Origin of the sequence: Dulcicalothrix desertica PCC 7102, from assembly GCF_003991905.1 — a bacterium.
Classification (GTDB): domain Bacteria; phylum Cyanobacteriota; class Cyanobacteriia; order Cyanobacteriales; family Nostocaceae; genus Dulcicalothrix; species Dulcicalothrix desertica.
This window is the reverse complement of sequence record NZ_RSCL01000061.1, coordinates 1-24,489: the sequence shown is the minus strand read 5'-3', so window position 1 is coordinate 24,489 and position 24,489 is coordinate 1. Positions and strand designations below refer to the sequence as shown.

The 24,489-nt window shown below is 39.4% G+C and carries 22 protein-coding genes; 11 read left to right on the top strand and 11 right to left on the bottom strand.

Going from position 1 to position 24,489, the window contains the following annotated elements; all coding sequences use genetic code 11:
* Nucleotides 1-321, bottom strand: a 321-nt coding sequence (locus DSM106972_RS49470) for a helix-turn-helix domain-containing protein (protein ID WP_170213659.1), incomplete at its 3' end; no start/stop codon positions are given.
* A gap of 120 nt (nucleotides 322-441) precedes the next feature.
* A complete protein-coding gene (locus DSM106972_RS49465; protein ID WP_127087597.1) occupies nucleotides 442-1,164 on the bottom strand; it encodes a lysophospholipid acyltransferase family protein in 723 nt (240 codons plus the stop codon).
* 520 nt (nucleotides 1,165-1,684) lie between these two features.
* Between DSM106972_RS49465 and metG the strand changes: the two genes are divergently transcribed.
* From metG to lptC, 3 genes are all read left to right on the top strand, one after another.
* Nucleotides 1,685-3,283 carry a methionine--tRNA ligase gene (gene metG / locus DSM106972_RS49460; protein ID WP_127087596.1) on the top strand — a complete coding sequence of 533 codons (1,599 nt, stop codon included), beginning with the start codon at nucleotides 1,685-1,687 and terminating at the stop codon, nucleotides 3,281-3,283.
* Nucleotides 3,284-3,455: 172 nt separating this feature from the next.
* Nucleotides 3,456-4,085 (top strand): LabA-like NYN domain-containing protein, encoded by a 630-nt coding sequence (locus DSM106972_RS49455; RefSeq protein ID WP_127087595.1) that lies wholly within the window; start codon nucleotides 3,456-3,458, stop codon nucleotides 4,083-4,085.
* An 18-nt stretch (nucleotides 4,086-4,103) separates the two neighbouring features.
* Entirely contained in the window at nucleotides 4,104-5,261 is a 1,158-nt protein-coding gene (gene lptC / locus DSM106972_RS49450) for an LPS export ABC transporter periplasmic protein LptC (RefSeq protein WP_127087594.1), read from the top strand.
* Between the two features lie 26 nt (nucleotides 5,262-5,287).
* Here lptC and DSM106972_RS49445 read toward each other — a convergent pair whose 3' ends face one another.
* The gene (locus DSM106972_RS49445; RefSeq protein ID WP_127087593.1) at nucleotides 5,288-6,610 is read right to left on the bottom strand and encodes a D-alanyl-D-alanine carboxypeptidase; all 1,323 of its coding nucleotides are present in this window, start codon (nucleotides 6,608-6,610) and stop codon (nucleotides 5,288-5,290) included.
* 560 nt (nucleotides 6,611-7,170) lie between these two features.
* On the opposite strand from DSM106972_RS49445, the gene plsX reads away from it, so the two are divergent.
* The 3 genes from plsX (at nucleotide 7,171) to fabD (ending at nucleotide 10,293) form a co-directional block, all read left to right on the top strand.
* Nucleotides 7,171-8,196, top strand: coding sequence for a phosphate acyltransferase PlsX (gene plsX / locus DSM106972_RS49440; protein WP_127087592.1), 1,026 nt, complete (start codon nucleotides 7,171-7,173; stop codon nucleotides 8,194-8,196).
* A gap of 88 nt (nucleotides 8,197-8,284) precedes the next feature.
* Complete coding sequence (locus tag DSM106972_RS49435; protein WP_127087591.1) at nucleotides 8,285-9,277, top strand: beta-ketoacyl-ACP synthase III; 993 nt, start codon at nucleotides 8,285-8,287, stop codon at nucleotides 9,275-9,277.
* 140 nt (nucleotides 9,278-9,417) lie between these two features.
* Nucleotides 9,418-10,293 carry an ACP S-malonyltransferase gene (gene fabD / locus DSM106972_RS49430; protein WP_127087590.1) on the top strand — a complete coding sequence of 292 codons (876 nt, stop codon included), beginning with the start codon at nucleotides 9,418-9,420 and terminating at the stop codon, nucleotides 10,291-10,293.
* An 86-nt stretch (nucleotides 10,294-10,379) separates the two neighbouring features.
* Here the strand turns inward: fabD and DSM106972_RS49425 are convergent, their stop codons facing one another.
* The 3 genes from DSM106972_RS49425 to DSM106972_RS49415 form a co-directional block, all read right to left on the bottom strand.
* A complete protein-coding gene (locus tag DSM106972_RS49425; RefSeq protein ID WP_127087589.1) occupies nucleotides 10,380-11,297 on the bottom strand; it encodes an o-succinylbenzoate synthase in 918 nt (305 codons plus the stop codon).
* A 363-nt stretch (nucleotides 11,298-11,660) separates the two neighbouring features.
* Nucleotides 11,661-12,563 carry a 2-carboxy-1,4-naphthoquinone phytyltransferase gene (gene menA / locus DSM106972_RS49420; protein ID WP_127087588.1) on the bottom strand — a complete coding sequence of 301 codons (903 nt, stop codon included), beginning with the start codon at nucleotides 12,561-12,563 and terminating at the stop codon, nucleotides 11,661-11,663.
* Complete coding sequence (locus DSM106972_RS49415) at nucleotides 12,535-12,768, bottom strand: hypothetical protein (RefSeq protein WP_127087587.1); 234 nt, start codon at nucleotides 12,766-12,768, stop codon at nucleotides 12,535-12,537. Before DSM106972_RS49415 ends, menA begins: the two co-directional genes overlap by 29 nt.
* A gap of 106 nt (nucleotides 12,769-12,874) precedes the next feature.
* On the opposite strand from DSM106972_RS49415, the gene DSM106972_RS49410 reads away from it, so the two are divergent.
* The gene (locus DSM106972_RS49410) at nucleotides 12,875-14,317 is read left to right on the top strand and encodes an isochorismate synthase (protein WP_127087586.1); all 1,443 of its coding nucleotides are present in this window, start codon (nucleotides 12,875-12,877) and stop codon (nucleotides 14,315-14,317) included.
* A gap of 52 nt (nucleotides 14,318-14,369) precedes the next feature.
* Here DSM106972_RS49410 and DSM106972_RS52015 read toward each other — a convergent pair whose 3' ends face one another.
* Both DSM106972_RS52015 and DSM106972_RS49405 read right to left on the bottom strand, forming a co-directional pair.
* On the bottom strand, nucleotides 14,370-14,546 hold the full coding sequence (locus DSM106972_RS52015; RefSeq protein WP_158633032.1) for a hypothetical protein: 177 nt from the start codon (nucleotides 14,544-14,546) through the stop codon (nucleotides 14,370-14,372).
* A gap of 566 nt (nucleotides 14,547-15,112) precedes the next feature.
* Nucleotides 15,113-17,500 carry a bifunctional serine/threonine-protein kinase/ABC transporter substrate-binding protein gene (locus DSM106972_RS49405; RefSeq protein WP_127087585.1) on the bottom strand — a complete coding sequence of 796 codons (2,388 nt, stop codon included), beginning with the start codon at nucleotides 17,498-17,500 and terminating at the stop codon, nucleotides 15,113-15,115.
* A 284-nt stretch (nucleotides 17,501-17,784) separates the two neighbouring features.
* Between DSM106972_RS49405 and DSM106972_RS49400 the strand changes: the two genes are divergently transcribed.
* On the top strand, nucleotides 17,785-18,045 hold the full coding sequence (locus tag DSM106972_RS49400) for a MoaD/ThiS family protein (protein ID WP_019494428.1): 261 nt from the start codon (nucleotides 17,785-17,787) through the stop codon (nucleotides 18,043-18,045).
* 41 nt (nucleotides 18,046-18,086) lie between these two features.
* Here DSM106972_RS49400 and DSM106972_RS49395 read toward each other — a convergent pair whose 3' ends face one another.
* On the bottom strand, nucleotides 18,087-20,168 hold the full coding sequence (locus tag DSM106972_RS49395) for an OmpA family protein (RefSeq protein ID WP_127087584.1): 2,082 nt from the start codon (nucleotides 20,166-20,168) through the stop codon (nucleotides 18,087-18,089).
* Between the two features lie 4 nt (nucleotides 20,169-20,172).
* Nucleotides 20,173-21,678 (bottom strand): serine/threonine protein kinase, encoded by a 1,506-nt coding sequence (locus tag DSM106972_RS49390; RefSeq protein WP_127087583.1) that lies wholly within the window; start codon nucleotides 21,676-21,678, stop codon nucleotides 20,173-20,175.
* Nucleotides 21,679-21,904: 226 nt separating this feature from the next.
* On the opposite strand from DSM106972_RS49390, the gene thrC reads away from it, so the two are divergent.
* On the top strand, nucleotides 21,905-23,218 hold the full coding sequence (thrC, locus tag DSM106972_RS49385) for a threonine synthase (protein WP_127087598.1): 1,314 nt from the start codon (nucleotides 21,905-21,907) through the stop codon (nucleotides 23,216-23,218).
* A gap of 96 nt (nucleotides 23,219-23,314) precedes the next feature.
* Nucleotides 23,315-23,590, top strand: coding sequence for a MoaD/ThiS family protein (locus DSM106972_RS49380; protein WP_073619716.1), 276 nt, complete (start codon nucleotides 23,315-23,317; stop codon nucleotides 23,588-23,590).
* Between the two features lie 54 nt (nucleotides 23,591-23,644).
* Here the strand turns inward: DSM106972_RS49380 and DSM106972_RS52010 are convergent, their stop codons facing one another.
* Nucleotides 23,645-23,803: a hypothetical protein gene (locus DSM106972_RS52010; RefSeq protein ID WP_158633031.1), complete on the bottom strand. Its 159-nt coding sequence runs from the start codon at nucleotides 23,801-23,803 to the stop codon at nucleotides 23,645-23,647.
* A 173-nt stretch (nucleotides 23,804-23,976) separates the two neighbouring features.
* Here DSM106972_RS52010 and DSM106972_RS49375 point away from each other — a divergent pair, with 173 nt between their 5' ends.
* Nucleotides 23,977-24,426, top strand: a complete 450-nt coding sequence (locus DSM106972_RS49375) for a Uma2 family endonuclease (RefSeq protein ID WP_127087582.1) — start codon at nucleotides 23,977-23,979, stop codon at nucleotides 24,424-24,426.
* Nucleotides 24,427-24,489: the final 63 nt, after the last annotated feature.

Sequence of the window (24,489 nt, the reverse complement as noted above, 5' to 3'; positions counted from 1 at the left end):
ACCTTTTCGTTTGAAGTTGAGTCCGCTTCCAATGTCGGTGATAATTTCTGCATCGGGATAACGAGACTTAAGAAAGTTAATTTGCTGTTCAAGGTCAGATTTTTGACTGCGGCTTGAAACTCTGGCATAAAGTACGGTTGCTCTAGAGTCTGTGGGATTTCCTCTTCGCATAGGGATAATTGAATCAAGGTTGTATCTTCTTTGACCTCCTTGGGTGAAGATTCCTTCGATTTTCCCCGCTTCGAGCCACCTTTCGAGCGTTTTGGTACTGACTCCAAGTTTAGAGGCAGCGACCCTTGGTGGTACATAGTTTGTTGACATCTCGTGTTTCTAGACTACTTCTTAAGTCTAGTCTAAAATGTTTAGTATGTCTAGTATGTTCGACTATTTGTTGTCCTATCTTTAACTCCTAACTCTTAGAGGTGATAAATCACGTCTCTACTAAATTCCCTCCTTGAGTAGACCTGTAATTTCAGAGCGGCAGTAGTTGCTAATTTCTGTGACTACAGTCTTAGCTTTTTTGCCTTGATACATTTCTCTGTGCTTTGACTTTATCCAATAGGGGCGCCCGATAAGCACTGCAACCCGACGGTATACTACTAAAGGATGCCAACCTGGTTGGTTAAACAACGGTTCGCTTGGGTCGAACAGAGTCAGAAATTTCAATGGTATTGCTGATGTGTTGACTTCTTCAATAGATGCTATCGCAATTGGCAAAATCGCTAGGTTATCAACTTTACAGCGCAACGCTAAATGCGCGAAACCTCGCTGAAACTCTGCTACTTGGTTGGGTTGAGTAAAGTTTACCATTGGTTTGGTGCCTTCGGGAAACAACCCTACCATCTGTCTTGATTTTAGTAAAATTTCTGATTGCTCAAGTAAACTAGAATACCTTTGATTTTCTGCTTCTAATGGAAAGCATCCGAGTGCGTGGGTGACAAATTCGCGCATGACTGGTACTTGTCCCATGTAGTGATGGCAAGCGAATCGAATTGGATGTGACAATGCTGCCATTAATAGTGGTGCGTCCATGAAACTGCGATGATTACTCGTGACTATTATGCTGGCATCTTGGGGTATACGATTTTCGTAGTAGCGAAACATAGTCGTTGATAACGCCATCAACAACGCGCGAGAAATCTCTAGGGGACTATTTATATTCATGCTCTTAGGTGCTAATGTCATGCGTCAAAACTAAAATCAACACGAGTTGCTGTCTAGTTCTTGGATTTTTACATTTCTTCACTCAATATTAGATAGCCTTAAGGTAGAAACCGGGTTTCTCAAAGAAGAAACCCAGAAACCCGGTTTCTTGGTTGAGATATCGTAATAACAACAAAAAGTTCGCATAGAAACCCGGTTTCTTGGTTGAGATATTGTAATAACAACAAAAATTTCGTGTATAAACCAGGTTTCTTGGTTGAAATATCGTAATAACAACAAAAATTTGGTATAGAAACGCGGTTTCTTGTATCTCCAGTAACAATAAACCGTTAAATAAGCTATAAAGCGAAATTTTTACATAAATTCCAAATATGAACTTGTTGCTTAATCAATTTAGAGGCGCCTCTAAAGTTTGCTAATATAAAGCTTATGGTTGTAAATCCGTGATAAATGTTTTATAATTACGTGGTTTTAGCTACATACACCAGATAAAAACTGTTATAATTCTCTTTAATATTGCATGAATCGAGACGAGACAACAAAAAATACATTTGCGCTGACAACACCGTTATATTATGTGAATGATTTACCACATATAGGCAGCGCTTATACAACTATGGCTGCTGATACGATAGCAAGATTTCAAAAATTGTTATCAAAATCTGTGTTGTTAGTTACCGGAACTGATGAACATGGGCAAAAAATTGAGCGCAGTGCCCAAGCCAAAGAGATGAAACCGCAACAGTTCTGCGATGAGATTGTACCTAACTTTATCTCATTATGGAAATTGTTGAACATCCAATACGACCGTTTTAGCAGAACTACGGCGCCAAAACATGCTTCGATAGTTCAAGAGTTCTTTAAGCGCGTTTGGGATAATGGCGATATATATTTAGGTCAGCAAAAAGGCTGGTATTGCGTATCGTGTGAAGAATTCAAAGAAGAACGTGAACTGTTGGATAAACATCGCTGTCCAATCCACCCAACCAAAGAAGTTGAGTGGCGTGATGAAGAAAACTATTTTTTCCGCTTATCGAAATATCAAGATAAATTATTGGCGTATTTTGACTCGAAACCTGATTTTATTCAGCCAGAAAGTCGTCGTAATGAAGTATTAAACTTTGTAAACCAAGGATTACAAGATTTTTCGATTTCCCGCGTCAACTTAGAATGGGGTTTTCCTGTTCCCGAAAATCCAAAGCATACACTTTATGTTTGGTTCGATGCACTATTGGGTTATATAACTGCATTACTAGAACCGGATGATGAGCCAACACTTGAAAATGCTTTAAAAAATTGGTACCCATTCGATTTACATCTAATTGGAAAAGATATTTTAAGATTTCATGCCGTGTATTGGCCTGCAATGTTAATGTCGGCAGGGTTGCCATTACCAGGAAAAGTCTTTGGACATGGATTTTTAACCAAAGACGGTAGAAAGATGGGTAAAACTCTTGGTAATACAGTTGACCCTATTGAGTTGATTGATAAATATGGCGCCGACGCAGTTCGTTATTACTTCCTTAAGGAAATTGAATTTGGTAAAGATGGCGATTTTAATGAAGTAAGGTTCATTGATGTTGTAAATGCAGATTTGGCGAATGATTTAGGTAATTTACTGAATCGAATTTTAGGCATGGTGAAAAAATACTGTGGCGGTAAAATTCCAGTAGTTACAGCGGAACATATTGATAATGATAATCCTTTAAAGGGGCTAGGTTTACATCTAGGGGAACAAGTCAAAATAGCCTATGAAGCGCTAGCCTTCAGTCAAGCTTGTAATTTAGTTCTGTCGCTTGTACAGGGTAGTAACAAGTTTATCGATGACCAAGCGCCTTGGAGCTTGTATAAACAAACTCGGCAGCAAGAAGTGGAATGCGTATTGTATACTGTGCTGGAATCTGTGAGGTTAGCAGTTTATCTATTATCCCCAATAATTCCCAATATCAGTACTGCCGCATATCAACAACTAGGTTTTGAAGTCAATTTTAATGACCCAACCAGTATTGATTTGGCACCATTCGATATTCATTCTAAATGGGGATTGCTGAGTAGTACACAAAACTTAGGCACACCCCAACCCATTTTTAAACGAATTGATTTGTCTAAAAACGATTAGTTTTTTAATCTCTGTTAAAGGTAAATTCACCAGTGGCTATATTTTACTAACTAAATATAATAGCCCTGGATGAATATAATCTAGCCGTAACCATCATAAAACGTTCAATAACAGTGTTTCAGCACATTTTAGTATCCTTTATTACATTGATAACAAACGAGGTATGACAACAATGTTAAGTAATTTAGAAGCCGACTCAATATTTACGCCTGAGCAGGTTTTAGAAAATCGAGGTAGAGTAGCTATATTTATAGATGGCTCGAATTTATTTTATGCAGCTTTGCAATTAGGTATAGAAATTGACTATACAAAGTTGCTATGTAGATTAACTGGTGGTTCACGACTATTACGTGCTTTTTTTTACACAGGTGTAGATAGGACGAACGAGAAGCAGCAGGGTTTTCTGTTGTGGATGCGACGCAATGGTTATCGTGTCATCGCTAAAGATTTAGTGCAGTTACCAGATGGTTCTAAAAAGGCGAATTTGGATGTAGAAATTGCAGTAGATATGATGGCTTTGGTCGATTCGTATGATACAGCGGTATTAGTGAGTGGTGATGGAGATTTAGCATACGCGGTAAATTCGGTATCTTACCGAGGTGTGCGTGTGGAGGTTGTGAGTTTACGTTCTATGACTAGCGACAGTTTAATTAATGTAAGTGACCGCTATATTGATTTAGAAATGGTTAAAGAAGACATTCAAAAGACCCCACGTCAAAGTTATCCATACCGACCACTAACTGGTGTTGGTTTTTTGGAACAACCTGACATGAATGGTCATCTGGAATTACCGGAACCTTAAATTGAGGCAAGGGGCGGAATGAAAAATGCAGGCGCCGGAGCGGTTTTGTTTCGTCTGTCTATGACAATTGTATTAGTGGTAGGACTATTTGCTTGCAGTAGTCCTCCTCCAAAATCACAAGCGAGCAAAGATAAACCAACAAACCAGCCAAACGATAGTCAGTTAACTTTATTTGAAGGTTCGCTAGATGCAACTGACGAGTCAGGAAGGTTAATTTGGCGAGTTAATGCTAAAAAAGGCAGGTATACAAAAGAGAAAGAAATAGGGCAACTTGAAAGTCCTTACGGTGAATTATTTCAAGATGGTAAGGCTGTTTATCAGGTAACTGCCGAAAAAGCCGACATTCAGCAAAACGGAAAACAGTTATTGCTTAAAGGTAAAATAGTCGCAACAGACCCCAAAAATGGTGTGGTATTGCGTGGTAATGAATTAGAATGGCGCCCACAAGAAGACTTATTAATCGTTCGTAACCAATTAAATGGAACTCACAAGCAACTTGTCGCAGTTGCACAAGAAGCGCGTGCGAAAACTCGTGAGCAAAAAGTAGATTTTTTTGGGGGTGTAGTTGCAACTTCTGTAGACCCACCATTACGAGTGCGAACCGAGCATTTAACTTGGAACTTAAAACAGCAAAAACTAATTGGTAACAAACCATTGCAGTTCGAGCGATTTAAAAATAATCAAATCACCGATAGAGGTAGAGGTGACGCGGCAGAAGTTGATTTAAATACTAAAATTGTCACCATTACCAAAAATGCCCAAGCAGAGCTAGCACAACCACCAATACAAATTGCTAGTAGTTCAATGGCATGGAATCTTAACAAAGAAATTGTTACAACTAAAACACCAGTACGTGTACTTCATCGTACAGATAATATCATAGTCACAGCAAATCAAGGCGAACTTAGAATACCTCAAGAAACCGTATATTTACAGGGTAACGTTAATGCTGTTGGACAAAGGCGCCAAAATATAAAATCAGATAAATTAACTTGGTTTTTAAAGAATCAGCAAGTAGAAGCCCAAGGAAACGTATTTTATCAGCAACTTGAGCCAGCGCTAAGTTTCACAGGTGATACTGCATCTGGTAACATCCAGCAGCAAAATATTATCGTTAGAAGCAGTAACAACAATAATAGAGTAATTACAAATATCATTCCCCAAGAACCACAGTAGAGACGTGATTAATCACGTCTCTACAATTAACCCTTATGAACTACTTCGTTTCTTTGTGCTTCACCAAGCTGGGGTAAAGCTTTGTTTTCTGCGTGGGGGGCAATAGCAGGTGGTACAGATTCGGGAACTTGAAGTTGTTTGACTAGGTTTTGTAAGAGTTTATCTTGCTCAGTACGAAAGGCGCCAACGAAAGGGCCTCTATTAATAATGGCAAACCAAACTAAACCACGGTCACGTGTTGGAACTACACCAGCTAATGCACTCACATCACGTAACGTCCCTGTTTTCATGACTGTAGCGTTGGGTAAATGACGCGCGTGTACTGTACCACGATGGTCAAAACCTGATGTAGGGAATAAATCAGCTAGTGTCATGTTATTTGCGACTGCTTCACGTTGCAGTATCATCAACATCGCACAAACGGCACGGGGAGAAATCCGATTTTCTACTCCTAGTCCAGAACCGTTGATTAATTGAATTTCTGATTCTGGAACTCGCGCGAGTTTGGCTGCTTTTGACTGGACTACTGTTGCTCCTCCTACTGCTTCTGCTAACATTTCAGCCATTTCATTGTTGCTGAATACATTCATCTCATTGATGAGTTGTTTGAGTGGCAATGAATAATGTCTGATTAGTAGATTACTTTCAGGGACGGTTTGAGTTGCTAGTTCGACTTTGCCAGTAATTGTCAGTTGAGGTTTTGGTGTACCCTTGGGCATGGTTGAGTAATACAGCTTAATATCACGCGACCAAGTGGCAGAGTTGAGTGTTTGTTTGAGAAATTGTCCAGCTAGTGTTGGGTTTCGCTGGAAGTTCATTGCAAAATTGCCAGTAATAATTAAATTACCCTTAACTTGCTTAATACCCATTTGGTTAAGCATATTGCCAAGCGTTACTGCTTCTTGAATTACAAATAATGGGTCTCCACCACCTGTTATGACTAAATTTCCTTCTAAGACCCCATTTTTAATTGGTCCTGTTGCGCTAACCAATGTCTGAAATTTATGGTCAGCGCCCAAGGTTGTCAAAGAGACAAGCGAAGTTGCAATTTTTGTCAGCGATGCAGCTGGTATTGGTATTGTGCCTTCATGGTTCGCCATTAAAATTGGACCTGACTGTATCCAAATTCCTTGACTCTGCATCATGTTTCCAGCGACTAATTTAGCTGTCACCAGGTCTTTGAAATATTGTTGAACCGTGGTAGTACCTGCTGGATTAGGGTCAGGGGCTAAAACCAGACCTGGGCTACTTTGCCATGCCAATGCTTCTAAAGCATCTAAAGGCTTGACTTGTAACCCTGCTATTTCCAGCCACAGCGTAAACAAGCCTGAGCCAATTAATTCCAGCATGTTTATTCCTCAATAGGGATGTAGTTTTTAACTTTATGTGATAATATGCTGTTTCTACGATTTTGAGAATCGAGTAACTATAGTAACTAATGATTTTTAATTACGGTAGTGCGTCTGAACACATTTGATTCAAGCTTTAAGCTAACTTCTCATTAGTAGCGCAGTATTTCTGAGGCGCAAGCGGAAAATATCATTATATATACGCTTAACATAATAAGTTTTTACGCTTAATGAGTGAATTTTCTACCTTTTTCTGAAGCTGGGCGCCTGAATCTGGAAAATTTACCTTATCTTTAAAAATAGCTAGAAACCGGGTTTATTGATGAAAATTGTCATAAAAAGAACATTTGGCGTAGAAACCCGGTTTCTTGGTTTTAGAAACCGGGTTTATTGATGAAAATTGTAACAAAAAGAACATTTGGCGTAGAAACCCGGTTTCTCCCCTTGTTTGAATTGTCAATAATTGTTAACGTAGTTACAAAAGATTTGAAAGAAAGATGCTTGCTCGTTTGGGTTAAGGCATCTGGTAAAATTTGTAAGGTTTCTAGAAGCTTTAAGCAATGGGATCGACTTGCGTGAGGATCGCAATTGACGCAATGGGAGGGGATCGCGCACCTGGTGAAATCGTGACTGGCGCACTGCGGGCACGAGAAGAACTAGGTGTAGAAGTATTATTGGTGGGAGATCCCCAACAAATTGAGGCTGTGCTGCCACCTAAAACTAATACAGCGCAGATTGAGATTGTCCCTTCTGAGGGAGCAATCGAAATGGAGGAGGAGCCTTTAAGCGCTATCCGGCGCAAACCGAAGTCCTCTATCAATGTGGCAATGGATTTGGTCAAGCAAAAACGCGCGGACGCGGTTATTTCTGCTGGTCACTCTGGAGCAGCGATGGCTAGTGCTTTGCTGCGTTTGGGAAGGCTAAAAGGAATTGACCGTCCAGCGATTGGAGCTGTATTTCCAACAATGGTAGCCAGTAAGCAAGTACTCATACTTGACGTTGGCGCCAATGTAGACTGCCGTCCGAAATTTCTTGAACAGTTCGCTATCATGGGTTCGGTTTATAGTCAGTATGTGCTGGGTATAAATGAACCAAAGGTAGGTTTATTAAATATCGGCGAAGAAGACTGCAAGGGCAATGACGCAGCAGTACGTGCAAATCAGATGTTACGTGAAAACCCAAACATCGATTTTATCGGTAATGCTGAAGGGCGTGATGTTCTATCTGGTGACTTTGATGTAATTGTCTGCGACGGTTTTGTGGGTAACGTGCTGCTCAAATTCGCCGAGGCCGTTGGGGAAGTGATGCTGCAAATTATCCGTGAAGAACTACCACAAGGTATACGCGGTCAAATTGGTACTGCAATCTTGAAACCTAACTTAAGGCGAATTAAACAGCGCATGGACCACGCCGAACACGGTGGTGCATTACTTTTAGGTGTAGACGGAATTTGTATAATCAGTCACGGTAGCTCACAGGCGCCTTCTATTTTTAATGCTGTGCGAATGGCAAAAGAAGCTGTGGACAACCAAGTGTTAGATAGAATTCAATCTCAATATCAAAGCCTACAGCGCGAAAGCAGTTAAAGAGTGTTGAGTGCTGAGTAAAAAGTGCTGAGTGCTGAGTACTCGGCACTCACCATTGTTTGATCGATTTAAGCGTGGGAGAGTAGGAGTGCAAAACACAGGAATTATAATTACTGGAAGTGGGTCAGCAGTGCCAGCAGCTTGCCTTGAAAATAGTGCAATGACTGCGCTTGTTGATACTTCTGACGAGTGGATAACAACGCGAACTGGTATTAAAAAGCGACGAATTGCATCAGAAAAAGAGTCTTTGAGTGGTCTTGCTGCTGTCGCAAGTCTTCAAGCCATTGCAATGGCTGGAATTACCGCACAAGATATAGATTTAATATTACTTGCAACTTCCACACCCGATGATTTGTATGGTAGTGCTTGTAAAGTTCAAGCTGCTTTAGGCGCCAACCGAGCTGTCGCGTTTGACTTAACTGCTGCTTGCTCTGGTTTCATTTTTGGTATGGTGACAGCGGCTCAGTATGTCAATACAGGTGTGTTTAAAAACGTACTTGTGGTTGGCGCCGATATACACTCACGTTGGGTAAATTGGCAAGACCGCACCACTTGTGTACTATTTGGTGATGGTGCGGGTGCAGTAGTTATGCAAGCTAGTTCAAGTAATAATTTACTAGGATTTGAGTTAAGAAGTGATGGTAGTCAGAATCATTATCTTAATCTTGGTTACACTGCCCAAAGTCAACAACTAACCAAAGACATTACCGTTGGCAAAGGAAATTACCAACATGTGACTATGAACGGTAAAGAAGTTTATCGCTTTGCCGCTCAAAAAGTTCCAGAAGTAATAGACAAAGCTTTATTTCGCGCCAATATAAGTGTTGAAAACGTTGATTGGTTGCTTTTACATCAAGCTAATCAACGCATCCTCGATGCTGTTGCCCAGCGTTTAGGAATACCAGACCATAAAGTTATCAGCAATCTTGCCAACTATGGTAATACCTCTGCCGCTTCTATTCCCCTAGCACTTGATGAAGCTGTGCGTGCAGGCAAAATCAAAAATAATCACATTATTGCTGCCTCCGGATTTGGCGCCGGCTTAACGTGGGGAGCGGCTATTTTTAAATGGGGAAAATGATTCTATTTTGGATTTTGGATTTTGGATTTTGGATTAATCAGTAAATTTAAAATCTAAAATTGCTCAATCTAAAATCTAAAACCTAAAATGGCTCAATCTAAAATCTATTCATGTCCCGAAGGGAAAATCTAAAATCTAAAATGGTTAAGACTGCGTGGGTGTTTCCAGGACAAGGTTCTCAAGCTGTAGGAATGGGAATCGATATTTTTGACTTGCCTAATTCTAAGGAAAAATTTGCTCAAGCCGAAGAAATTTTGGGCTGGTCAGTAATTGATATTTGTCAAGATGAAGAAAAGCTCGCTAGTACTATTTACACTCAGCCGTGTTTATATGTAGTAGAGAGTCTTTTATGTGACTTATTAAGCGAAAAGCAAAAGCCTGATTTGGTGGCAGGACATAGCTTGGGCGAGTATATAGCTTTGTATGCGGCGGGTGTGTTTGAATGGTCAAATGGATTGCGTTTGGTTAAGCGACGCGCGGAACTAATGCAAAATGCATCTGGTGGCATGATGGCAGCATTAATGAACTTTGACCGTGAACAGCTTTCTCAAGTAATTTCTGAAACTCCCGATGTTGTGCTAGCGAACGATAATAGTCCAGCACAAGTTGTTATTTCTGGTACACCTGATGCTGTCCAAACAGTAATGTCAAAGGTAAAAGCAAAACGAGCAATACCTCTAAATGTTTCCGGCGCCTTTCATTCACCCTTGATGGAAGCAGCGGATAATGAATATAGAGAAATTTTGGAAGCTGTAGAATTCCAAAATGCTCATATTCCAGTACTCTCTAACGTCGAACCAACACCATCAACCGATGCAAGCTCGTTAAAACAGCGCTTACTCAAACAAATGACAGGTAATGTTCGGTGGCGAGAAATTTCGCTTGCACTTCCAGAATTAGGTATCGAAAAGGTTATTGAGATAGGCCCCGGTAATGTTCTTACTGGTTTAATTAAGCGCACTTGCTCTAACTTAACTTTACAAAATATTCGCTCTTGCTCTGAATTACCAAATTAACAAAGAGTGATGAGTGCTGAGTGATGAGTGCTGAGTAGTAGATGGGAACTATATACTCAGCACTCAGCACTTTCTACTCAGCACTATTATTGAAACCAATGGTTGATGCCGAAACCAACTGCTCGGTTATGATGTGACAGTTCACTTGCTAGTTGTAGTGCAGCAGTTCTACCAACATCTGTTTCAAAAACCGATGAAAATACTGTATCGATTTGATTTTGCTGACAAAATTGACGTAGTTTACTTGGTGAACCAATAATTAAGGGTTTGATTACAAAAATTTGGCGCCATCCTTTTGAGTAGCAAGTTTCAAGATTTTGAAGTGTGGCAACTGACTCATCAAGCGCGAGTTTTGTATTATAGCTAGCACTCAGTTCCAACATTTGCTCAAACTGAGATCGTGGCAAAGGTTGTTCAATAAATTCAATGTTTACGCCGTTTGCCATTAATTTATCACAAGTCTCTAACCAGAGTTTTGCCTCATCTAAGCTTAGTCCTCCATTCGCGTCTAACCGAATGGCGCCGTTGGCTAGATTTTGTACTATTTTTTGTACGAGTAAATCAAATATCGCGAGTTCTTCATCAATTGGATTAACGGCTATTTTCCATTTAAAAGTACGGTATCCTGATTGCCATAAAGGTATTGAAGCATCAATAGCACTTTTCCCTGCAGGTAGTAAAGCGCTGAATTGTAGGGAGGGGGGTTCTGGGGTTTCTGTCAGTGCCGTCTCGAATCCGAACTGACATGCGGGTAATGTATCGGGGATAGAGAGAATTAACTCACTATCAATTTGTTTGGGTAAAGATGAGCAAAATTCTAAAGCTTGCTCAAGGGTTTCTGAACCAAACCAGGGAATAGGGGCAATTTCACCCTGTCCAACCTGACCATCTTCTTGCTTAAGGGAAACAATAATGCCTTCACGAATTTCCCATACACCGTGGTTAGTTTGAACGGGGTGAATAAATCGCCTTTTGTAGGGATGAAAAGTAAATAGATATTTCACCGCTTCTAAGAATAGACAAAAATTGGCAACGAATGATGAACGGATGTAACGGATAACTGATCTTAAATAATGATATTTTGATTAGGACTTATGCAAAAATTCTCTAAACGGTTGTGTACAGTGTAAGTCCTATTGATTTGCAACGAATAAATCATCCGTTACATCCGTTACATCCGTTACATCCGTTGCAAACTTTCCTCCGTGTACTAGTTAGCCTTTGTAGTCCTATTGACTTGCAACGAATAAATCATCCGTTACATCCGCTACATCCGTTGCAAAGTTTCCTCTGTGTACTCTGTGCCTCTGTGGTAAAAAATAGAAATACTAATTTACAGGCAAGGATGCCTGTTCCACAAGAGAAAGTTAAAACCCTAGTAAGAACCCTAACCCAAATAACGAACAGCACCAAAAATGTACGGCGACTGCGATAAATTTACAGTTGCTGACTTTATCAGGTTTGTCGTGATTTTCTTGGACGTGACGACAAAGTTTGACGGCAAACGGTAAACTGCCCCAACTTAGTAAAGTCCAAATTGGGAAAAAACCCAAAATTACAAATATTGCTGTGAGTGCGTATATACTTATAGTACAAACAGTCAAAACTTGGGCACCTCGAAGTGTACCGAGTCTAACGATGGGTGAAAGTTTGCCTGCTGCAAGGTCATCTTTGACTTGGTGGAAGTGCGAGCAAAATAGAATTAAGCTTGTGGCGACTCCAACTACGATTGAGGCAACTAAGCTAGAAATCGAGGCAGTTTGAGTTTGACTGTAGTATGCTGCGGAACATGCCAATGGGCCAAACGCAAAAAAACATAAAATTTCGCCTAACCCCTTGTATCCAAGGCGAAAGGGGGGACCCTGGTAAATGTAACCTAAGCCACAACATAGTAAAATAATTCCAATTACCGTTAGGTCTTGTTGCCACCAGCTAATTGTAAATATTCCTAACAATCCGAATATTAAACACAAGTTTCCTAACCAAAATACTAATGGCTTGTTTCCCGTTAAGTTTACTAACGAGTGATGCTTGTTTATATCAATTCCTGTTTCGGAATCATAGACATCGTTGCTGAGATTTTCCCAAGCTAATATTAATATTGCGGCGCCTAAAAAAGTAGAGAAAATTATGGTGTCAAGATGTTGTGTTTGTGCATAAGCAACGGCGGTTCCTACCCAAATTGGCATAATCGCAACGCTGTACATGGGTGGCTTAATTGCTGCCATCCACAATTTGTTATTAGGATATAAAATCAGCTTTGTAGTCATTTTTTAAGATTACTAAACTGCCAGCAAAGTTCTTGAAGTTGAAATTACCAACCTTGGTAACATAACCATCGTCACGAACGCAGCATTGCTTTGATGCTTCCAGGAGGACATTGTACCGCTTATTTGCCAGTACAAATAAACCACTGTTAACAAACGAAGGATGTATCCCCATATGAATCATCTTATCGGTCGTTTTGGGAGCCATTAAGTCTAGCCTGAAGGCGACGCTTTATGTTACCTGTAGAAATACGACCACGATTCATGACTCTTTAGGAAGATAACTTCAAAAAAATTTACTTTTCTTCAATACCATGACAGTTTCTCCATGTCGCTCTGACTTTCTTGTATATAATAAAGAAATATATCAATTTCTCTTGACTGTTCGGTCGCAATGTGCCCGAAGTAACAAGAATAAAATTGCAAGTATTTCGTTCGAGATTAATTTGGTTGACCCTTTGGTAGTTCTGGCAAAATTAGCACGAGCTTCACAAGTAACTTTTTATTGGGAAAATCAAGTTAGTGGAGAATCGATTGTTGCAATTGATGCAGTAGCAAAGCTAGAAATTACAGGTGAAGCAAGATTTAGTTCTTCAGAAGAATTTATTCAACATAGTTTAAGCAATCTTGTATGTTTTGAACAAGATAAACCAAATAATACAGACATTAAAAACATCCAACCACGTTTTTTTTGTAGCTTTAGTTTTTTTGACGAGAACGATGAGTCAGATTACCCTTTTTCGTCTGGAACTGTTTTTTTACCTCGCTGGCAAATTTCTGTTAAAAACAATCGCTGTCAGGCAATGGTAAATCTGGCAATTGATGCGAATACTAATATTGATACTATTTTACATGTTGTGTGGACAAAAATTGAAATTATTCAATCTTTAGCATATTATTCGCCTAATTTAAACAATTCGCCTGCTAAATATAGTCAAAGATTGGTAGCAAACCCAGAAAAATTCAAAGCTTCTGTGACTTCTGCACTCAAGGCTATTGGCGCCGGAGATTTTAGTAAAATTGTTTTAGCCTCAGCACTTGATATATATTCAAGGACGGCATTTAATATATTCAAGTCATTAAGTAACTTACGCCAACAGCATCCTAACTGTTACATATTTTCTACAAGTAACGGTAAGGGACAAAGTTTTATCGGCGCCAGTCCGGAACGGTTAATTAATGTAAATAACCATTTTCTTGTGACTGATGCATTAGCAGGAAGCGCACCGCGTGGTAAAACACCCGAAGAAGACGCTGCAAATGCCAATCGTTTACTACTAAGTGAGAAAGAACGACACGAGCATTCCTTGGTTATTGACTTTATCACACAACAATTATTGAAACTGGGCTTACGACCACAGTTTGTTAAATTTCAAGGGGTGCCACGTTTACGGCAGTTATCAAATATTCAACATTTATGGACACCCATAACAGCAGTTGTTCCAAATAATGTGCATCCGTTGCAGATTATAGCCCATCTGCATCCCACACCAGCAGTTGCCGGTGAATCACGGGATATCGCAATGCAGCAAATTCGACGTTATGAAAATTTTGAACGAGGTTTGTATGCGGCGCCTCTTGGTTGGGTAGATACTAATGGCAACTGCGAATTTATTGTTGGTATTCGTTCGGCATTAATTGATGGCAACCGCGCACGGTTGTATGCAGGTGCCGGCATTGTTGCTGGTTCTGACCCTATGAAGGAACTAGCTGAAATTCAACTCAAATTTCAAGCTCTACTAAAAGCTTTGGTTTAAATCACAAATGGAAAAATATAAGTAAAAAAAGTAACTCATTAATCGTGAATACTTAATCATCTGCGGACTGCGCGACTGGCTCAACGACAATATCAATTGGTGCAGGTTGGTCAATTGGACTTGCCGCCATAATCGAGTCGAGTACCCAATCGTATGGGTCTCCGCTATCGTCTGCTGGGTAAGCTTCCCAGACAGTATTCATGTTTTCTTCGTCGTTTAAAATAATCACAACTTAGTTTCCCTTCGTTTTTTATACTTCAATTTTCTACGGAGATTTGTTTATATATCAGGAAAATACTTGATATATATAACACTTTATAGCTAGCAATAGCTTACGTAAAAATAACTAGATTGATTTTGAATGGCAATGTGAGAATATACGTCAAACCTTGTTTAATATTCTCATAATCTACCGTTACATTCGCAGTTAGGGGGTTAGATACCTTGAAGTTGGCGTGGCGCCTGCTTCATACGCGCACACTTCGCTCTAAACCTTGTAAATTAAGAAAATCCTGATAACCCTTCTGAATGGGAGATGCCGAGCTTCTACTACCTGTAACTCTTTTTATGCCCTAAAGGAATACAAAAAAGATTATTTGAGGTTTGTTATGCAGATACTAACTTTTTATACAGCTAATAAGCAAGCATAAATTGTCAACCTTAAAACAAACGTCACAAATTTTACGTGTTTTTTAAATTGCTTCAAAGCTTAATCTTGCCAAATTGGCACTTTTATATATACTTGCCAATATGGTCCGCTTAAGTAATTTTATTTATTTTATAATCAGAGAAAATTTAAATTTTAATAAGCTCAATTTCGCCAGTGACAGGGTTAATACGAATTTTTACCATATAAACGCTTTGTTGCTTGCGGTTGCCGTTTGGAGTAAAGCTAATTTCTCCAGTGGCGCCGATTAAGCTAAAGTCAGGGTTTGCTATATAGTTAGATATATTACTGCGTACATAGCGAGTGTTGAAATTTTGTGTATCCAAAGCTGTAATTAATGCTTTGGTTGCATCGTAAGTAAGAGCGGTATGCCAACTTATGCGTTTTTTCCAAAGCTGGTTAGCTTTTGTACTAAAATCAGAGGGTATTATTCCAGAATACCAAGGTAATGCAATGGCGCTACCCATTTTATTCTGAGCGAGTTTTCTAATAATTTTGGAACTATCAAGACTATCTCCACCTACAACTAAATAATTGTACTGGTTCGCATATTCAATAACTTGCACTGCTGCATCTGACGTTAAACCATCGGTGGTAGGGAAAAGAACTATTGCATCGGCGCTCCTATGTTTAACTTGATTGAGATTTGATTCAAGATTATCGGATAAAGAAATTTCTGCGGCAATTTTACCACCGAGTTTGGTAAAATGATTGCGTAATTGTTTCAGTAACGATTCACTGTATTTACTGTTGGGGTTATAGAATACTGCTGCACGACGTTTATTGGCGCCAATTAGATAATTTGCCAAAATATCACCTGTAACACTGTTACTCGATACAACTCGAAAAAAGCAGTTTGGATAGGTTACTTGGCATTTGTTTGCCAGGTCATCAAAAGTAGCAGTTGGTGAAATTAGTAAAAGTTTTGCTCTTTGGTAAGCTGGAAGTGCTTCTAAAGTCGTCTCGCTACGAAAATGACCGATAACTGCGACAACATCGTTTTGTTTTCCTAACGCTTGAGCAATTTTGAGAGCATATGAAGGCTTATTATTATCGCTGGCAATTAATACATGTAAGCCAATTTTTTGACTTTGATGTTTTTGATTAAATTCGTTTTGTGCCTGTGCAACTCCTTGTAAAATTTCCTGACTCGAATTTATTGTATCATTATTACTATCACTGATGGGAGCAACAACTGCGATAGTCAAAGTTTTAGTTTTATAATTACTGGCTTTGAGACGTGCGTTATTTAAATAAATTAAAGTTTCTGGGTCTGGACGTTGTTGAAAAGATTGTTCTAATAGTTTAACAGAGTCAGCATATTTACCTGCTGCAAAGGCGTTTACTCCGTCTTGTTTAATTTTATCTATAGAGTTAAGCATCAGAATTTCTTCGCCGCAACTCATTTTATCATTTGAGTTAAAGTGCCGTATCCAAATTTTTTCGCAACCGTTTACGCCAGTAGCATACCAGTAACTACCAGTGAATCCTACTAAGCAAAAAGCAGCAGCGTAGATAATTTTTTTATAAATGCGAGGAACTGGGGTTTTACGATTTAAAGCAGCAATAATAGCACGTGTGTTTTTTGGTCTATCTTCCCAGTCGTGTTCCATCATGTTATCTAGTAAATCACACACCAATTTAGTGCGAAACTTAGAGATAACACCCATTCTTGCATTATTTGCAGGTAAATTTTGGCGCCAGTTGAAGTGACTAGATTTTTGTATATCAGAAAAATCGCACGGATGTGTACCAGTTAATAAATGTACGAAAGTGCGTCCTAAAGCAAAAAAATCTGACTGTCGAACAGCAAGACCGTGTAAATATTGTTCGGGTGGTGCATATCCCACAGAACCGATACAGGTACCATGTGCTAACGTTTCGTCTTCTTGTAAAAATGTCTCTGCTAAGTCACGAACGGCGCCGAAGTCAATTAGCACTAACTGTCCATTATGTCGTAGCATAATATTAGCAGGTTTGATATCACGATGGAAAAAACCATGTGCATGAACTTGCTCTAAAATTAAAGTTATCTCTTTTAACCACTCGCGCGCTAATTCAAAATCAATTGGTTTATTATTTCTCTCATTCAGCCACTGCTGTAAATTTACACCGTCTATCTTTTCCATTATTAGACAATGTAATGGCTCACTACCGTTTTTGAATTCAACTTGAAAGTAACCATCGTCCACCTTTGGAATGCCAGGGTAATTTAAACGACTTAAAACTTCAGCTTCGCGCTTGAATAATTTAATAATTTTATCTTTTTTATCACGCTCTTTTGCATCACGACTGTCAAAACGCGATAAATTCAAAATTTTAACAATTTTAATACTTTTGGTTTCATCTTGCGATTCAATCTCAAATGTCTTTGCGAACCCACCTGCTCCAATGAGTCTGATAACCCTATATTGCTTTTTTAATAACAAATTTTCACCACAGTGAATGCAAATTATGCCGTATTTATTAATTGGGTCGGTAGGGTTCGGGCACTTAGGATTGAGACATTGACTCATATAAAATTATGTTATGAAATTCTAGAAAATTTAAATTGTTCAAGTCAGCATACACTTACAAAAGTTATCATTTCTTGATTTAAGAATATTTATGTATTCTAATTATATATTTTAGTTAGATATTTTAAGGTATAATATACCAGCTAATATTTTTGGTCAGCTTTAGAGCTGTTCTGTTTCATTTAAACCTGACTAAATCTATATTAAACAAGTTTCTTAGGCGACTACGCTAAAAAACAAAGCGTTAGTTGATGAAAATTCCCTGAAGTTCCCTGAAGTTACATATGTCAAATTCTTTTGTCTCAATAACCGTCAAGCTATTTGCTGCATATCAAGAAGCATATGGAGTTCCAGAGCTAAAGCTGGAGTTTCCGCAAGGAACCCCAGTTAAAGCAGTATGTAAGCATATTATTGATGAACGTCCTGAACTCGCGAAGTGGCAGGACGTTACACGCTATGGTGTAAATTTACTGTTTGTTGAACCAGATACTCCCCTCAAAAATGGCGATGAGGTTGTGTTAGTACCCCCCGTTAGTGGTGGTTAATGCATTCTCTTGTGGAGTGGGCATCCTGCCCGCCCCTAGATTTAACGTTCTATTTGTAAATCGTCTTTTTGAGATTCGATAATAATTTCAACTCCTCTGATATCGAAGAATAAAACTTCAACACGACGGTTGAATGCGTGTTCAAATGCGTTTCTACCTGGAGTTTTGAGTTGACGTTCGCCAAAAGAACGTATGACCATACGTTCGGGTGCAATACCTTTTTTGATTAAGTAATTTCTGGCATTTCTCGCGCGTCTTTTTGCGAGGTCTTTGTTGTATGCATCGGATGCGCGTGCGTCGGTGTGACCTTGTAGTTCGATGACTATTGTGGGGTATTGCTGCATTACTGCGGCTATTTTATCGAGAACTTCGCCACTTGCGGAGCTAATAAAGTCTTTATCTAATGCGTAATGAATGTTATTTGGGACTCGTAAGCGAATGGGTGCGGGTGGTACGGGTGGTTCGGGTGGTGCAGGTGGGGGAGTCGGTGGAGTTGGTGGAGTTGGGGGAGTTGGGGTAGTTGTGCAGTTGGGAATTTCACCTCGATGTTGAGTTAGTTTGTCTTGGTTTAATTCTTTTATTTGAGGCGCCTGTTGTGAAGGGGAAAGAATTATAGTACTGTATGCAGGTTCGGAGGTACCGTTTGAATCTGTGGCAATAGCGCTCAGACGAGTGAGTGGTTGTAAATTTTGTAATGTTGTTTCAAAGTTTCCTTTCGCATTAGCTTTAATGGTAGTTATGGCTTGACTTAAGGCGCCATCTCGACCAACGCGATAAATTTGAATTTCTGAATTTGGGTCGGCAGTTCCAGCGATGGTAACTATATTATTGATAAGCAAAAATTCTTTGGATACAAACTTTGGAGCGTTGATAGCAGCGTTTCCTGTATCTAAACGACGATTTGAAGATGTTCTAACTGGGTTCAAGCCGTCTCCTTGTTGAAAATCTGATACATAAGCACTAGCTCTGGTATTTAAATCAATGCTGAGTCCTTCTAAGTCAGCAAAACGGTTATTTTGAATTACATTGCGAACTGCGGCACCATTTAGGAACGAACCACCGTTCGGAAAAGCAGTGACAACAACACCTGGGCCAGCTTGGTTGGTAATTTCGTTATTGGTAACTTTATTATCGCTTCCCATTAAGTAAACTGCTGCACGTCGTAAACGGCGCCCGTTATATTTAATTTGGTTATTGGTAATTTCTACGCTTCCTTGGGGTTTGAATAAAAATGCTCCACTGCCATCGTTAGCGCATATCAAGTTTTCTTTTATTTGCGAACCGTCGATGGAACCTTCTAAGCGTATAGCATCGGGCATTCCCGCTAAACCATTACCAACAATGATATTTTGTTTTATTTGTGTTGAAGCAGCAGTTGCTCCTGTAATAATGGCGCTACCTTCATGGTACGAAATGCGGTTGCGCTGAATTGTGGCGCCGACGGCATTAAATACCGACACACCAAACGCCGAAGGTGTCTCTGGCATTTTTTCGTCGGGTGTTATACCCAACCAGTTATTTTCGATAACTACATTTTTAGCTTGATCTGAAATAAAAATATCTGCTGGAGGAATACTAGCAGTGCGTTCATGTTCGCTCGTAAATCCGTATATACTTAAACCGCGTATTGTTATTTTATCTGCTGCTACCGTAAATCCACGTATAATATTACGTGTTGCTTCAGGTTGAATTGAAATAACTGGAACTGGTATATGAATTTCCGCAGTTGCTGACTTCGATGCGTTGTAACCTGGTTGAGTGGCGCCATCAATAACCAAATTAGGCGCCGTTAATGGTGGCAAAATATCTTGCAAAGCAATAGTCGTTTGCTGTGAAGATAAATTGAAATCAATTCTAGGTGTATTACTGGGTGAGACTTGTGCCTTTTCGGAGGCAGAGAGCTTTTCTTGTGGTAACTTGCCGTTCACAATTTGAATAGCTTCGCGTAGCGTCACCACATCATCTGGTTGTATAGCGCCGTCTTTGTTACTATTGACTACTACTCGTAATGATGTTGACCTTGACTGAGCAACAGCAACGTTTGATACTGCTATAAAAATCAGACAAAAAGATAAGCCAATATTAGAAACAGAAAGAAAATATTGTATAAATTTATTATGCATTGTTTTAAGATTTAACAGAATTACAGTTATTTTTAGTGCGACTTTTCCAAATCCAACCCTGCTCAGGAGCGCTAATTTCTATCCAACCACCATTTTCTTTTCCAGTGGTAGTAACTTTAGTTCCTGCTTTAATTACTCCAGTTCTTGAACGTCCAGGTGTAGAGCGTATATTTGATGAACTGACGACTACAATACAATTATTTGGTTGTTGTGTTATGTTTCCTTTTGCTGAATTTGGTTTATTTTGTTCGATATTATTAATATTAGTTTGGGCTTGGATTTGATTTTTGTTGGCAGTTATAGTTGCGGTTTGCTGTGGTTGACGGTTGGCAGCAAGTAAACTACCACAAATTAAAATGAGCGCGCTGCTTGGTGCAATAAAGAGTGGTGATTTATAGGGAATTTTAATAGTTAAAGTTGGGCTAGGTTGCTTGCTCAGTGGTGAATTAGAACGATTAACAGGAGCAATTGTAACTGTATTTTGTGCAGGAGAAGTATTTTCAAATTTAGGCAAAGTCATTGTAGGAATAGATGCATCTGGATTTACTTTATTTGTGGGTATATAAATTGTTTTGGCTTTTTCTTGCAGCGATTGCAATACCGAGATTGTATGTACATAAACTTGTTTGATATAGTGATGTCCTTTCAGTTGCAAAGCATTGGCTAAAGCTTTTGGTGTTCCAGGATTAGTAAATGTAGATAGTGCTAATAATGCATCACTTGCAGTTTGGTACCGATATTTAAAGTAGTGCCGCACCATTTTGGTTAAAACGGATGTTAGCTGTTCATTGCTTTGGGTATATTGGCGCCACAATATTTCTCCAGTTTGCGGGTCTTCTGGTAATTGACTTGGGTTGAGTCCAGTTAAAGCTTGAATAGCAATTATTCCAAGAGCATAAATATCACTGCTTGGTCTTGGTCTACCTTGTCCTTGCTCACTTGGCATATACCCAGGAGTCCCAATAGCGACAGTTTCATTTTGAAGCGCTTCTTGAGTTATGAGTGAATGCATCTTCACTTGCTTGACGGCGCCAAAGTCTACCAAAACCAACTTATTATCACTACTGCGACGAATTAAGTTATCTGGTTTAATGTCTCGATGAATAACTCCATTGCTGTGAACAAATTCCAAAATTGATAAAACTTCAACGAGTATCTGAATCACGCTTGAATCACTAAGTCGATTTCCGAGATTCAGTTCTTTTGACAGTGGATGTCCAGCAATAAATTCTTGTACCAGAAAGAACTCTTCGTCTTGCTCAAAGTAAGCGAGTAGCTGCGGTATCTGGTCATGCTTGCCTAGTTTTTCCAGCGTTTCCGCTTCACTATTGAATAGGCGCCTAGCAGTTAACAAGAAATCTGAATCGCTAGTTGCTGGCTTTAGTTGCTTTACTACACAGCTAGGATTTCCTGGACGACGAGTGTCAAGGGCTATATAAGTATGCCCAAATCCCCCTTGACCAAGGACTTCTACCACTCGATAACGCTGGTCTAATAATCTGCCAATCATATTTATGCTTTCACATAATTAGTCTTTAACACTACTTAACTTTTTCATTGATATTTTTTTTACTCCGGATAGAGCAATTTAAATACGTAATTACACTAGTTTGTTTTTTATCATTATTCTCAAAAAATCTATACCCGACAAATTTTATCGGGTATGTTTGACGAGTATTTTTACTCGTGATACCATCGAACGAAATCGACGCAAGCAAGAACTAGGGAGAAGCAGAATGACACAGGTATCTACAGCACAGGCAGCATCCACAGCACAGTTAGCATCCACTGCTAAAGCTTTAAAGTGTAAAGAGTGTGGCGCCGAGTATGAATTGAAAGCGCAGCACGTATGCGAATTGTGTTTTGGACCTTTGGAAGTCAAATATGACTTTAGTAGTTTGCGCTTCTCTGTAACTCGCGAAAGTATTCAAGCTGGCCCGAATTCAATTTGGCGTTATCGTCAGTTCTTGCCCGTTGCAACAGATAACTATATAGATGTTGGTACAGGGATGACTCCGCTAGTTCGTTCACAACGTTTAGCGCGGCGCCTTGGTTTAAAGAAACTTTATATTAAAAATGATGCTGTAAATATGCCCACCCTTAGCTTCAAAGACAGGGTGGTATCGGTAGCACTATCACGCGCCCGCGAATTAGGCTTTACAACAGTATCTTGTGCAAGCACTGGAAATTTGGCAAACTCTACAGCAGCTATTGCCGCACATGCAGGTTTAGATTGTTGTGTATTTATTCCTTCTGATTTGGAAGCAGGTAAAGTTCTGGGTAGCTTAATATATAGTCCAACTTTAATGGCTGTTCATGGTAACTACGACCAAGTTAACCGTTTGTGTTCAGAAGTTGCAAATACACATGGTTGGGGTTTTGTCAATATAAATTTACGTCCTTATTATTCTGAAGGTTCTAAGACTCTTGGTTATGAAGTTGCTGAACAATTAGGATGGGAATTACCCGACCATATTGTGGCGCCGCTTGCAAGTGGTTCGTTGTTTACTAAGATATATAAAGGGTTTAAAGAATTTGTCGAAGTCGGTTTGGTAGAAGATAAGAAGGTTCGTTTTAGTGGCGCCCAAGCAGAAGGATGTTCACCAATAGCAGAAGCATTCAGAGAAAAACGCGACTTTATTAAACCAGTCAAACCAAACACAATTGCAAAATCAATAGCTATCGGAAATCCTGCGGATGGTGTATACGCTGTTGATATTGCGAACAAAACAAATGGTAATATTGAATCTGTCACCGACGCAGAAATTATCGAAGGTATCAAGTTATTAGCTGAAACCGAAGGTATATTTACCGAAACTGCTGGTGGTACAACCGTTGCCGTGCTGAAGAAATTAGTTGAAGCAGGTAAAATTGACCCGGATGAAACTACAGTTGTTTACATCACAGGTAACGGTTTGAAGACCCAAGAAGCAGTTCAAGGTTATATCGGCGAACCCTTCACAATCGAAGCGAAACTTGATAGCTTTGAACAAGCACTCGAACGCTCACGTACTTTAGACCGTCTCGAATGGCAACAAGTACTTGTTTAGTTAAAAGTAATGAGTGCTGAGTGCTGAGTGAGAAGTTACTACTCAGCACTCAGCACTCAAGACTCAGCACTCCTTATTTTTTAGATTTTGATTTGTATGACAGTAAAAGTATTAGTTCCTACCCCGCTTCAGAAGTTTACCAATAACCAAGCTGTTCTGGAGTGTGGAGGTAATAGTGTTGGCGAACTTTTGGAATCACTCGAACAAGCTTGTCCTGGTATTAAAGAACGTTTATGTGATGAAAAAGGACAACCTCGTAGATTCTTAAATTTCTACGTGAATAGCGAAGATATTCGCTTTTTAGATGGCACATCTACACCATTAAAAGATGGTGATGAGGTAAGTATTGTACCTGCGGTAGCTGGTGGTTAATCGTAGAGACGCGAGGAACATCGCGTCTCTACAGGATATAATTTTTTAAAATTCTCATTCACCGCGACGGTAAGCCTCAATTTCTGCCGCAATTTCTTCTTCTGTAATTTCTTGTACTCTCGAAATTTGTTGTGTTTTATCAAATAAGTTTCTGACTTTTTGGCTAATTTCTGCTCTGGAATTCTCTTCTGCTGAAATACTTAAACCTTTCATAGCTGTTTTTTGGTTATTATACGCTCTTTTTAAGAGACATTTAGTCTGGATACAAGTATACCTTACTGGACAGAAATCTCTATTTTGTTAACTTGATGCTGATGGCGCCCTCTATAATCCCATTTCAGTTGTAGGTAAGCAATAATATAAAAACAGGAATTTAATCGCAACCAATGGATACTTTAGTTAAGTGGACGGTGAACGATTACCATATGATGATTGAGGCGGGTATTTTTAAAGACCGTCACGTAGAACTTTTAGCAGGGGAAATTCATGAAATGGCGCCAGAGGGACCACCACATACATACTACGGTGGAAGTTTGTCTGATTTTTTTCGTGGATGTTTGAATAACCGTGCGTTAGTTAGGGAAGCACGTCCAATTACACTTGCTGATAATTCTGAACCAGAACCTAATATAGCATTAGTGCGGGGAACTTGGTCAGACTATCGTTTACGACATCCGAGTCCGGAAGAAGTATTTTTATTGGTGGAAGTATCACAATCGACCTTAGCTAAAGACTTAGAAACAAAAAAACCTGTTTACGCAGCAGCCGATATTCCTGAGTACTGGGTTGTCGATTTAGTCAACTCACTGTTGATTGTATGGTTCTTCCGTACTTAACGTGCTGAATTAAGATTATAGTGCCAAGAAAGTAAAGCTCTAATTTCAAAATTACGAAAATTT